Genomic DNA, 11,272 nt, shown 5'->3' with positions numbered 1-11,272 from the left:
ACCTCCGGTGCGATCGAGTGGCTCGTCGATCCCGACGTGCCCGCACAGCACGCCGCCGTTGCCCTCACAGCCCACTGTACGGCGACGCCGGAAACGGACGGGTCGAGGGGGCCGCCATGGTCAGCTCCTCCCAGGTCGGGCAGAGGGCTCCTTCGTGGGCGAGCTGCTGGCGGGCCTTGGCCAGGGCCAGGACGCGCGGGTCGTCGAGCGGGATCTGAGGCAGCGGCATGGCGCTCTCCTTCAAGGGGTTGGTAACGTCACTGGCTGTTCGGTTGCTGCTCAAGGGTCGTCACAGGCCGATTCCGCGCATGGGGTTGTCGCGCCATTTGTCGGCGGTGCGGATGTAGCCGTGCACGACTGGCGACTTCTCCGACCATCGGCCGTGACGGGCGATCGGGCTTTACCCCTCCCCACGGGGGTGAGGAGTTCGCGCTGAAGTTGGCGTCGGGAATCTGAAAAGTTTTTGATCTTGTGGGGGGTGGCGGTTGCGTGCTGCGCACTCGCGGACCAGCGAGGAGCGGTCACCTGCCAGGCGGCCCAGGAGTCGGATGCCGGTCCTTAGTTCTTGGACATGGCACCGGCTCGTCCCCGAGCAAACGGGAAACGAGCCGGTGATCCACGGTGAAGTCACTTCTTGTCTTGCTGTTCTTCCGGGCTGCGGTCTTTCCACGGGTCCACATTGCCGTGATCTTCCCGATGCCCCTTCCCAGCTAGCTGTCCATCCCCGCGGAAGGACCTGAGCCCTGCAACGGGGCGCTCCGTATCGAAGCGCGTCCGCTCGCGGGAGGGGAAGCGCATCTGATCAGGATCAAGAAGGCCGACCAACTCGATCAGTTGGTGCTGGAGCCTGATCAGCGGTTCGGTCGCACCGTCGGGATCGTGTGCGGTCGTATCGACCTGGTCAAGAAGGGGCTGCATCCACTCCCGGAACTCCCCGCCCTCCAGGACCTTGCGGGTGAACTCGGCGTAGCCGCGGCACCAGCGTTGTCCGGGTTCGCTGTCATCGGCGATCATCAGTTCGCCGATGGCTCGCTGGTCGGCTCGAAAGAGCATGAACCCTGTTCCGCCGACACGAACCGAGCTGAGCGTGCGGCTGATGTTCGCCAAGCAGAGCATCACCTTGTGGTTACTACCGCTCCTGCCCAGATCCAGGAACTGGATGTCGCGCCGGAAGATCTCAGCCCATCCAAGATATTCGGCGAAGAGGAATGCCGTGCTGAAGCGGACGTACGCTGCCTCCCGTTCGCTTCCCTCAAGCAAGAACGCCTGCATGAAGCCACGTCCCGTGCCCTCTCGGGCGACCTGATGGCCGAAGAGAATGTTGTAGATCCGGCTCTGAAGATCAAAGGCCGCCCACAGCAGGGAATCGCGGTATCGGCCCATGTAGTCCTGTCGTTCGACGTTCTTCAGCCGAGCCTGCCACCAGTAGCCGATGCCTGCTGTGGAGATCGCCCCCAACACGGCTATAACCGCAGATATCACCGCAACCATGCGCCATCAGCCTCCGTACTGCCAGAACCGGGACGTCCTTCGGACAGTCGACGCCACGTTCGCAGCATTCCTTCGATGTGGCGAGTTCGGCCATACCGGAGGAATGCTCACCTGGGACGCCATCGCCATGATCATTTCTTTGGATGTCGTACTCCTCTTCCGGCATCCACGGCGAACGAAAGCCGTCACCGTCGTCTCATCGGCCACTATTTCAGTTCTGATCACGGCTTGAGCACTCACCACCACCGCATCCTGAGCGTCCAGCAGCGCGCTAAGCCACCGCAGGAGAGCGACCCGGGCGGCCCGCACGGTGGAGCCGTCGGCCCAGCCACCGGGGCGGTCGATGCGCTCCAGGCCAGCTCCAGCGCGGCGGGCGGCGGTGGCGAATCCCCGGCGCAGGGAGTGACCTCTCCAGCGGCCCTCCAGACCGGCGACGGTCGCGATCCGGGTCACGACGTCAGCCAAGGCGTCGGCACTCAGGCGCCTAGCCCGATCCCCCTCGGGCTGAATCGGACACCGTTGAAGCGCAGTGGTCGCCCCCATCGATGTCCACTTGCGGACAACAGGCAGCGAGATCAGGGAAAGTGCCAGCCCCTGAAACCACGGGCGAGTCCCGAAGGCTTTCAATGCTTCGGCCGCTCTTGAAAGACCTGGGCCGACGATTACCTTCAAAGCATGATGTCAGCGCCGCCGCCGCAGATGCCCCTGCGCGCCCGATGTCGACGGCGGTTGCGCTCATTGGCCGCGCTCAGCAAGACCCGCTACTGGCTGCTGACGCGGGCGATCTGGCTGGCACTGGCGTTCTTTCTCATCTTCGCCATCGATGCCGTACTGATCGGCTGGTCGACCGCGTACGAAGTGATGATCGGCATCAAGTCACCCGCCGAGGTCTCAGCACCCGTGGTGAGCTGGGCGGTCTCGCTCATCGGCTGGTTGATGATCCCCGCGTTCGTGGGCGGCACCGCCGGCTATCTGGTGACCCGCCAGATCGACGCCCGGCGCACACAGTCCGAGGCCGACGTCGCCCAAGCCCTGCGCAGGCGGGCCCAGCCTCCAAGCAGCCGACGGGGAGGAAAGCGGTGAGGTCCCTGAGGGCACTTCACGACGGTGACAAGGACGAGCCTCGCTTCGTTGAGGCCTTCGTGGAGAAAGTCCATCAGGGCAAATGGGACTCGGCCGAGGACCACTGGGAACGTACCGTGATGGCTTTCCTCAACACCCGAGAGATGGAAAAGCTATCGGCGGCCCAAGCCACCGAGAAAGCCGAGAGACTGGCGATAACGACACTGTGGTACCCGGCGAAACGATGGGGGCGATGCCCCTGGTGTTCCTGACCGATCGCCCCTTGCCCAACACGCCACCTGGAAGGTCGACGCCATGGTGACCAAGCAGAGCCAGCACGAAGTTGTGACGGACTTGATCAGCCGCGCCTGCCCTCCAGATCAGGTCCCGTCGGCTTTCACTGTAGAGGCGATCGTCCGGATCGCCAGCAATGCTCACCCGATCCGCGAAGCGGAGATCGACCACCTGGTCGACGGCGGCCTGTATGGCCTCCCCGGAGAGCGCCCTCTCAGCGAGATCAATTTTCTGACAGTAGCCGAGACCGCAACCATCATGAGGGTATCGAAGATGACTATCTACCGGCTCGTACACGCCGGTGAGCTGCCAGCTATCCGCGTCCAACGCAGCTTCCGCATCCCCGAGCAGGCCGTCCACGAATACCTTCGCCAGCACCATGACATCGCCCATTGACGATCAGCCGTACAGCAGTCCAGCGCACCGAAATAGGCCAGCTCCTCACGCCCGCGCCGCTGACACCTCCCGACAAACCTCCTCTTCCGATCCAATCATTTCGCCGGCGAGGGCCTCCTGGTCGACGGCCAGCCCGTCGCCCTGGGCCGCTACCGGCTGCAGCTGGGCGACGCGACCGGACAGATGCCGGTGCTGGCCGTGGCCGGCGACGATGAACAGCTCACCGTGATCAGCGTGGCCGATCTGAACTGATCCTGCTGAGGCCGCGGGGTGGTGCGGGCCGGGACCGGCCGAAGAGCCGCAGCCCGGCCCGCGGCCGCCCGGCGGATGTCAGCGGTTATCGTCCTGGTCCTCGTTCTCGTTCTTGTCCGCCTGTGATTGGGCTTCTCGATCCAACTTGTCTTGAGCGCTGGCGCTGTCAGGGTTCCTCGCCGCAGCCGACTGAACCCGGGCGGCGGCTTCCTTGTCCCACGGAGTTTTGCTCATGTCCCTGGGCTTACCCCGATCACCCAGCGTCTTTCAGCAACTGCTCGGGACGAAGTTGCGTCGCTCGCCAGCACCTGGCGGCCGCGGCGACGTAACCGCCGATGCGCTCGGCAATGCAGAAGGCGCCCGCCGTGGCGGGCGCCCTGGAAACCGTGAAGAAAAGTCTCATCCGGCACGTTGACCAACGTGCCCTCTAGGCGCTAGAGCGCAGGTCAGGGCACGAATCAGGCTCTAGGGGATCCTCTAGGTCTAGAGGGGCCGGCCTCTAGACCTAGAGCCAGTGAAGCGAGCTATGGAGAGCTCGCCCGAGATCGGCGGACCCGGTAGGCCGCTTGACGGCATTTGTTGGAGCAGTACTTCCGCGGTCGTCCACCGAAGTCACTGCGGGAAGCGAAGTCAGGTTGATCGCAGTGGGCACACGAAATGATGTTGGAGCGCCACGCCTCGAATATGCGCCGGTCCCAGGCCGTAGAACGATGCTGCCCAGCGACGTTGACGAAACCGATCGCTGCGCCAGCTTCGTCGTATAAACGTAGGAGGCCGCTTCTGGAGGGGTGACGAAGCTTCCAGAGGGTTTTTTCCTCAATCTGGCGGATCCGCGCCCGGGTGACGCCGTACTTCTCGCCAAGCTCATCCAGCGTCATCGGATCATTTGAGTCCAGGCCAAACCGCATCGAAATCACTGCGGCCTCCTGCGGTGAGAGGCTTTTGATGACCTCTGCAAGGATCTCGGCTCCTTCCATAGCTACGAGTCGAGCCCCTACGAGCTGGGCGATGGGGTCCTTCGCGGTGCCGCGTCGCCTAGTCACTGTGCCGCCCCTGTTTCGCCGGTGCCCTGTCCACCAGTCTGCTCGAGCGTGCCAACGCCCTGCGCCGACATCGGGGCGCCGGCATTCGAAGGGAGCTGCGCCGCGTGCAAGGCGCGGTGGAGGGGGCGGATGATGCTGCGGATCATCTGGCCGATTTCGGCCAGGACGTTGGGCAGGTCGCGGGCGTCGGCCTTGTTGATGGCCGCTCTGGCGATGGCGTACAGCAGGAGGGCAATCACTAGGATGGTCGCCAGGAAGGTACCGACCACCAGGACGGGCCAGGGCAGTGAGACGAGTGGGGATGGGCTGGGGGGCATGTTCTTCTCCTGAGAAACACGAAAGCGGCCCCGCAAGGCGGTGCCGCTTTCTGATGAGCAGAGGGTGGAAAACGAAAAAAGCCCAGGCATCCTGTTAAGGCTGCAAGGGCTTTCTGTGATCGGCACTCGGGTACACGTATGGCCGAGTAGGAGGTACTTTAACGCCTTCTGCAGTCTTGCGCAAGGCGCTTGTTTATGCAGGTCAGATGGGGTGACTACCGTCCCTGTTTTTTGTCGCAGGTTTCGTAACGCAGGATTCCTCTACCCGAAGTTGCCGACCAGCCGCGGGCTCCAGATCGGGCTCACGGATGCGCGATCCAACTCACGGGAATGGGTCTTCCCGAGTCTGCGGCTGCCCCGGTCCGGCGGCCGTTGCTCGATCCGGGTCATCGCGCCGACCGCGTTAGTAGGGGTCCCGGTAGTAATGAAGAAATTTCCAACGGATATGCCCCTGACCTGTGCCGAAGTGGAGACCCGGGCAAGGTCAGCGGCATCTTCGGCTCGGCCCGCCGTATCTACCAACCGGCACACCAGTCCTGCGGCGCCCTCACATCGGAGCAGGTCAGGGGCACATCCGTTGGATCTCCGCGATTACTACTAGGACCCCTGGCAGTCGGAGCAGGCGAGGCTGCCAACGCAGCAGGGGGATACCGCGGGCGTCGGCGGTAGCCCCTGCTGGTGGATGCCGCGTCCTACGCTGCCGCGGCCGTTGCCTTCCCCGGCTTCCGCTTCGGCAGGCCGTAGGCCGGCCCGTGCTTCTCGCCGAACGCGACCGTGTACTCGTACGCGATGTTGTTCGCGAGGGGGATCGAACGGGACTGCGAACCGCCGCCGCTGACCGTGTCGCGGATCGCTGCGTCCTTCCACTTCCCGACCGGCTCCTGCTTGAGGGTCAGGGAGAGCGCGTCCAGGTTGATGGTGTCCCAGTTCTTGTTGATGACGATGGCGACAGCGCGGAGCATCATGCCGTCCCACGACGTCGGGTCATGGCCCCAGGCGCCCAGGACCGTGGTCAGCGTCTTGGGGAGGAGGCCGTCCTGCGCCTCGCGCATCCCGTGCACGACCTTGAGGGCCTGGATCGCCGAGATGCCTTCCTTTGACGTGCCGCCCGACACGTGCAGGCCACAACTCCGGACGGCTTCGTTGATCTGTACCGCCTCAGCCTCCCCAGCGGTCACCGCTACCGTGAAGTTCTCGTACGGCTTGACCGCGCGTCGGTCGCGGTTGGCGGCCAGGAAGAGCTTGGCCTCCTGCTGCCTGGTGAGCCCCTCGAACACGAGGCAGTCGCGCTCGAAGTCCGCGCCCTCCTTGTTCAGGGCGACGCCAGTGGAGTGCTGCCCGTCGAGCAGGAAGTCACCGTCCGCGCGACGCGAGACGATCGCCGGCAGCAGCACCTCGGGGTCCCAAATACTCTCCAGCTTCTTCGCCCACTTGGGCTGGAACATGCGCTGCGCGTCGAGCTTGGTGTCGACCTTCAGCTGGCTGACGGGAATCGCCTCGTAGTACTTCTTCCGGGCCTTGGGCATGCGGGTATCCCCCTTGCTAGCAACCGTGGCTGATACCCCGTCAGCATGCGCGGAGAATTTTCCGCGCGTTTGGAATTTTCGCGGGCTGAAAATGTCCGCGACCCAAGGATTCTCGCGAGCACCTGCGCGACGGGGGTCGGGGTCCCGGTAGTAATCGCGGAGATCCAACGGATGTGCCCCTGACCTGCTCCGATGTGAGGGCGCCGCAGGACTGGTGTGCCGGTTGGTAGATACGGCGGGCCGAGCCGAAGATGCCGCTGACCTTGCCCGGGTCTCCACTTCGGCACAGGTCAGGGGCATATCCGTTGGAAATTTCTTCATTACTACCGGGACCCCTACAGGCGGCGGCCATGGCGGCGCCGAGCTGGACGGCGCCGGCGCGTACCTTGTCGGCGCGGACTTCACCGGCGTCGTCGGCCTGCCCGCGGATCTGCGGCCCGAATCGGGGTCGCCGACGCGTCCCGAGGGCGGGGCGGCGTCTCCAGAGCAGGACGGCCCCGGGTTCGGCGGAGGGCGAGGATTCCCGTTTTGCCCGGTGTCCGGTAACTCACGGGAATGGGGATTCCCACAAGTTGACCCCGGCGAAATCGGGGCAAAACGGATAGTTTCCGCTCGGGTCGGCGACCGGGCCTGGCGCGCCTCCCGACCGCGGCCGCACTCCGGAACCATTCACCTCCGGCGAGCCGCTCGACCTGGGCGGGCAGAAGGTGATTGCAGAAGCCCTCAAGTCAATCTCAAGCGTGATCTTCTACACCTAGGGGTGTGAATACGATCTCTCCGCGGCAGCGCCGCTCACTATCTCGCCGCACCCTACTCCTGGGCGGGCTCGGCGCTCTGGCCGCGGTCGGCGTACCGACCATGGTCGCCTGCACCCCCGACCCCACACCAAACGCCACCAAACCCACGCCGAGCACCACCAACCTCGCACCGAGCACCACCGACCCCACACCGAGCACCATCAATCTCGCACCGAGCACCACCCTCACCGGCCACACCCATTGGGTCACCTCGGTGGCCTTCAGCCCGGACGGCAAAACCCTCGCCACCGGCAGCAACGACAAGAGCGTGAAGTTGTGGGACGTGGCCGGCCACAACACCATCGCCACCCTCACCGGCCACACCGACGAGGTCACCTCGGTGGCGTTCAGCCCGGACGGCAAAACCCTCGCCACCGGCAGCCTCGACAAGAGCGTGAAGTTGTGGGACGTGGCCGGCCACAACACCATCGCCACCCTCACCGGCCACACCGGCGAGGTCTTCTCGGTGGCGTTCAGCCCGGACGGCAAAACCCTCGCCACCGGCAGCTTCGACAAGAGCGTGAAGTTGTGGGACGTGGCCGGCCGCAACATCGTCGCCATCCTCACCGGCCTCACCGGCCACACCGGCGTGGTCTTCTCGGTGGCGTTCAGCCCGGACGGCAAAACCCTCGCCAGTGGCAGCCTCGACAAGAGCGTGAAGTTGTGGGACGTGGCCGGCCGCAACATCGTCGCCACCCTCACCAGCCACACCGGCAATGTCTCCTCGGTGGCGTTCAGCCCGGACGGCGAAACCCTCGCCACCGGCAGCGCCGACAAGAGCGTGAAGTTGTGGCCGACCCGCTGACCCAGTAAGGCCATCGCCGCTTCAGCCCTACTAGGACTTGGTTACCTCGGGTAGGGGACGGTATGTCACCTGCTTTGGGGGTGAGGGAAGATGTCCCCTCAAGAACTGGACGCCGTGCAGGAGCGGTTGGAGACGTTCGCCGCTGAGGTGTTCTCCGGTTTTGCCCGCGCTGATCAGCGGCGGTGGGGCGAACGGTATGTGCGGGGCCTGCTGACCGACGGGGCCCGCAAATCGATGGAGCCGATGGCGGCCCGGCTGGGCGTGGACCGCCAAGGGCTGCAGCAGTTCCTCACCGACGCCCCCTGGTCGCATCAGCTGGTGCTGGCCGAGCCGGCCTGGCGGATGGAGGCGGCGATCGACCCGGTGGCATGGGTGATCGATGATGTGTCCTTTCCCAAGGACGGCCAGGAGTCGCCGGGCGTGGCCGCGCAGTACTGCGGGGCTCTGGGCAAGAGGGCCAACTGCCAGGTCGCCCCCAGCGTGCATCTGGTCACCGACGCCGCCTCCTGTCCGGTGAGTCGGCGGCTGTTCGTTCCCGAGGGCTGGGATCCGTCCTCACCGCGGGTGCCGGACGCCGAAGCGGTGACGGCGCGCCGCCGCCGGGCTCGGATCCCTGAGGAGGTGGCGCATGTGCCCAAATGGCGGCTGGCCGTGGACATGCCGGATGAGCCGGCATGTTGGGGGCTGGATGCGCCGCTGGTGGTCGCCGATGAAGGGTACGGCCAAGACGGGGCCTTCCGGCTGGCCTTGACCGAGCGGAACATCGCCTACGTGGTGGGGGTTCGCTCCGATACCGCGCTTTTGGCGGCCGATGTCTGCCGCACCAAGACGCCGTATCGGGGCACCGGGCGGCGAGCGGCGCCCCGATATCGGCAGCGGCGACACAGTGCCCTGGGGATGGTCACCCCCATCGAGTACGAGATGCTTTACCCGAACGCCCAGCTGGCATGAGAGTCAACCAAGCCGACTCCACCGAACTCGGGGCACATCAAAGCCTCCAGCAATCCCGGCGCGGTTCAATATCTTGGACGAGCAAGCGGACCGCTGCCAGGTGGAACGCGAATGAGCACGGCGATCAGCCTTAACCCGAGACGAAGCCCGCCGAATCGGCGGGCCTAGGTTCTGTCCGGCGGATCAAGGCGTCGTACGCTCCAGAACATGCACAGCACTCTGACGGAGCACGCCCGGTGTCTCTACGGAGACGAGTACCGACCTACGCCAGAGTGCGACCTCGACCATCAGGAGCACTACTTCCTCGAGGAGTTGACCTTTGCTGACGCGGATTCGATCCTGGCCATGCTGCGTGAGCTCTGCCCGCACGCGGTCGACGGCCACCTGCCGGTCTGGGTCCGCAACTTGTCCTATCGGCTGGTGCTTTTGCAGCGACCGGACGAGCCGGCGCTGATGCGAGAGGCCGCCGAGAACCTGTGGTTGCACGGACCGGACTGGGACGACATCGCAGCAGACCTGACGCGGCGGGCAGCCGCTCTAGAAGCGGGCTGATCATAGCTTGAGCCAGAGGCGGATCGAGGCCACGGTGACGGTGCCATGGAAGACGTACGCACGTTTGTCATACCGCGTGGCCACGGCCCTCGAATGTTTGAGCCGGTTGATCGTGCGCTCGACTTCGTTCCGGCGCTTGTACAACTCCTTGTCGAAACCGACGGGCCGTCCGCCTCGGCTGCCCCGGCGTCGGCGGTTGGCCCGCTGATCCCTCGGCTCGGGGATGGTGTGCTTAATCTGCCGTCTGCGCAGGTAGCGACGGTTGCGGCGGGAGCTGTAAGCCTTATCGCCACCCAGGTGATCGGGGCGCGTGCGCGGATGGCCACCGCCCGGCCGCTTGACCCGGATGCGTTCAAGCACTGGGATCAGCTGCGGGCTGTCGCCCCACTGGCCAGGCGTGACCAGCAGGGCCAGCGGCCGACAACCGCCCTCCCCGGCAAGGTGGATCTTGCAGGTCAGGCCACCCCGGGAGCGTCCGAGTCCTTCGTCGGAGCGGTGCTGCCGAGGTGTCGATCTCCTCTTCGGGAGCCGCGGTGCTCTGCGCGGCGCCCCGGCCGCATGCTGGTGGGCCCGGCACAAGGTGGAGTCGACGCTCACCATGCCCCAGTCCACCCGCCCCTGGGCATCGGCATCGGCTTGGACCGCCCGGAGGATCCTGTCCCAGGTGCCGTCCGCGAACCACCGACGGTGGCGCTCATAGACGGTCTTCCATCTCCCGAACCGCTCCGGCAGATCCCGCCACGGGATGCCCGTGCGGATCCGGAACAGAATCCCGTTGACCACCTTGCGGTGGTCGCTCCAACGACCACCCCGGCGCCCGGACTTCGGCAGATGCGGCGCAAGTCGCGCCCACTCGTCATGTGTCAGATCGCCCCGCCCCACGACCGGAATAATGACCTCAAGACAAGACGGTCACATGATCCGCCGGACAGAACCTAGGCCGCTGTCTGTTCCGACCGAACCTTGCAGGGCTGAGTGCGCCGACCTGCGGGTTGCAAAGTAGGCCCGAACAGCGACCGCCGATCTTGTTCGGACTTACTTTGCACTTCGGGGGGCGTCGGCCGAGTGTCCGCTCCCGCATACTCCGTGCCGTAGGCCGTTACTTCACGACCCGGAACCGCAGGTGCGTGACCGCGTCCGAGGCGACCACCTGCGTGCGCATCAACTCGATGTGGCCAATGTCTTCCAGCAGCCGGCTTCCAGAGCCCAGCACGACCGGCACCAGGTTGATCAGCAACTCATCCAGCAGTCCGCCACGCAGGAACTGCCGTCCTGTCTGGGCACCCATCACGATCACGTCCTTGTCGCCGGCCGCGTCCTGCGCGGCTTTCAGGGCAGCCTCTATGCCGTCGGCGATGAAGGTGAACGTCGCGCTCTTCATGACGAGTTCGTCGCGGATCTCGTGGGTGAGCACGACGGTCGGTGCCGGATAAGGGGTGTCCTGCCAGTGCGGCAGGCCGACGTCGAACGTGCGCCTGCCGACCACGACCGCGCCGACCGAAGCGGACATCGTAGCGAGGACCTCCTTGTCTCGCGGGTCGGGCTGGTCGGTGAACATCCACTCGTGCAGCCGCATGCCGCCCTTACCCATGGGATGCTCCGCACCGATGTCCGGACCGGCGACGAAGCCGTCCAACGACATGCTCTTGTACAGCACCACGGCACCCATTGAGACCTCCTGAACGTTGTCCTTAGTCTCCAATCTCCCCTGGCGGAGGAGGCCGTTCGGGCCTGAAAATCGGGGTGGTTGCTCGCTGACGTCGTATCTCCTTGGTCGTTCAGGCCG

Annotated in this window: 14 protein-coding genes and 1 pseudogene; 6 read left to right on the top strand and 9 right to left on the bottom strand. The window is 65.3% G+C overall.

All coding sequences use genetic code 11. From position 1 onward, the window contains the following. Positions 1–64 precede the first annotated feature (64 nt). The 3 genes from ABT061_RS24940 to ABT061_RS24930 all read right to left on the bottom strand — a co-directional run bounded on the left by ABT061_RS24940 (position 65) and on the right by ABT061_RS24930 (position 2,118). Positions 65–229 (bottom strand): hypothetical protein, encoded by a 165-nt coding sequence (locus ABT061_RS24940; protein ID WP_350922062.1) that lies wholly within the window; start codon positions 227–229, stop codon positions 65–67. A gap of 398 nt (positions 230–627) precedes the next feature. Continuing rightward, positions 628–1,461: a hypothetical protein gene (locus ABT061_RS24935; protein WP_350922059.1), complete on the bottom strand. Its 834-nt coding sequence runs from the start codon at positions 1,459–1,461 to the stop codon at positions 628–630. A gap of 36 nt (positions 1,462–1,497) precedes the next feature. Continuing rightward, the gene (locus ABT061_RS24930; RefSeq protein ID WP_350922490.1) at positions 1,498–2,118 is read right to left on the bottom strand and encodes a tyrosine-type recombinase/integrase; all 621 of its coding nucleotides are present in this window, start codon (positions 2,116–2,118) and stop codon (positions 1,498–1,500) included. Positions 2,119–2,166: 48 nt separating this feature from the next. On the opposite strand from ABT061_RS24930, the gene ABT061_RS24925 reads away from it, so the two are divergent. From ABT061_RS24925 to ABT061_RS24915, 3 genes are all read left to right on the top strand, one after another. After that, positions 2,167–2,574 (top strand): DUF6313 family protein, encoded by a 408-nt coding sequence (locus tag ABT061_RS24925; RefSeq protein WP_350922057.1) that lies wholly within the window; start codon positions 2,167–2,169, stop codon positions 2,572–2,574. Continuing rightward, positions 2,571–2,825, top strand: coding sequence for a DUF6313 family protein (locus ABT061_RS24920; RefSeq protein WP_350922055.1), 255 nt, complete (start codon positions 2,571–2,573; stop codon positions 2,823–2,825). The genes ABT061_RS24925 and ABT061_RS24920 overlap by 4 nt, the downstream gene beginning before the upstream one ends. Before the next feature lie 208 nt (positions 2,826–3,033). Then, a complete protein-coding gene (locus ABT061_RS24915; protein WP_350922487.1) occupies positions 3,034–3,243 on the top strand; it encodes a helix-turn-helix domain-containing protein in 210 nt (69 codons plus the stop codon). 330 nt (positions 3,244–3,573) lie between these two features. On the opposite strand, the gene ABT061_RS24910 is transcribed toward ABT061_RS24915, so the two are convergent. From ABT061_RS24910 to ABT061_RS24895, 4 genes and pseudogenes are all read right to left on the bottom strand, one after another. Beyond that, entirely contained in the window at positions 3,574–3,729 is a 156-nt protein-coding gene (locus ABT061_RS24910; RefSeq protein WP_350922052.1) for a hypothetical protein, read from the bottom strand. A 524-nt stretch (positions 3,730–4,253) separates the two neighbouring features. Beyond that, positions 4,254–4,460 (bottom strand): annotated as a pseudogene (locus tag ABT061_RS24905) (sigma factor-like helix-turn-helix DNA-binding protein); the annotation flags it as partial. 74 nt (positions 4,461–4,534) lie between these two features. Continuing rightward, positions 4,535–4,945, bottom strand: coding sequence for a hypothetical protein (locus ABT061_RS24900; protein ID WP_350922050.1), 411 nt, complete (start codon positions 4,943–4,945; stop codon positions 4,535–4,537). Positions 4,946–5,547: 602 nt separating this feature from the next. After that, complete coding sequence (locus tag ABT061_RS24895; RefSeq protein WP_350922048.1) at positions 5,548–6,381, bottom strand: DUF6551 family protein; 834 nt, start codon at positions 6,379–6,381, stop codon at positions 5,548–5,550. 762 nt (positions 6,382–7,143) lie between these two features. On the opposite strand from ABT061_RS24895, the gene ABT061_RS24890 reads away from it, so the two are divergent. The 3 genes from ABT061_RS24890 to ABT061_RS24880 all read left to right on the top strand — a co-directional run bounded on the left by ABT061_RS24890 (position 7,144) and on the right by ABT061_RS24880 (position 9,486). Beyond that, the gene (locus tag ABT061_RS24890) at positions 7,144–7,983 is read left to right on the top strand and encodes a WD40 repeat domain-containing protein (RefSeq protein WP_350922045.1); all 840 of its coding nucleotides are present in this window, start codon (positions 7,144–7,146) and stop codon (positions 7,981–7,983) included. Positions 7,984–8,073: 90 nt separating this feature from the next. Then, the gene (locus ABT061_RS24885; protein ID WP_350922043.1) at positions 8,074–8,934 is read left to right on the top strand and encodes an IS701 family transposase; all 861 of its coding nucleotides are present in this window, start codon (positions 8,074–8,076) and stop codon (positions 8,932–8,934) included. Positions 8,935–9,141: 207 nt separating this feature from the next. Further along, positions 9,142–9,486: a hypothetical protein gene (locus ABT061_RS24880; RefSeq protein WP_350922041.1), complete on the top strand. Its 345-nt coding sequence runs from the start codon at positions 9,142–9,144 to the stop codon at positions 9,484–9,486. Here ABT061_RS24880 and ABT061_RS24875 read toward each other — a convergent pair whose 3' ends face one another. Beyond that, positions 9,487–10,368 carry an IS5 family transposase gene (locus ABT061_RS24875; RefSeq protein ID WP_350922038.1) on the bottom strand — a complete coding sequence of 294 codons (882 nt, stop codon included), beginning with the start codon at positions 10,366–10,368 and terminating at the stop codon, positions 9,487–9,489. Positions 10,369–10,585: 217 nt separating this feature from the next. Beyond that, positions 10,586–11,155 (bottom strand): dihydrofolate reductase family protein, encoded by a 570-nt coding sequence (locus ABT061_RS24870; protein WP_350922036.1) that lies wholly within the window; start codon positions 11,153–11,155, stop codon positions 10,586–10,588. Between the last annotated feature and the right edge of the window lie 117 nt (positions 11,156–11,272).

It is taken from the genome of Streptosporangium sp. NPDC002544 (assembly GCF_040295965.1).
GTDB lineage: Bacteria > Actinomycetota > Actinomycetes > Streptosporangiales > Streptosporangiaceae > Streptosporangium.
This window is presented reverse-complemented; position numbering and strand designations above follow the sequence as displayed.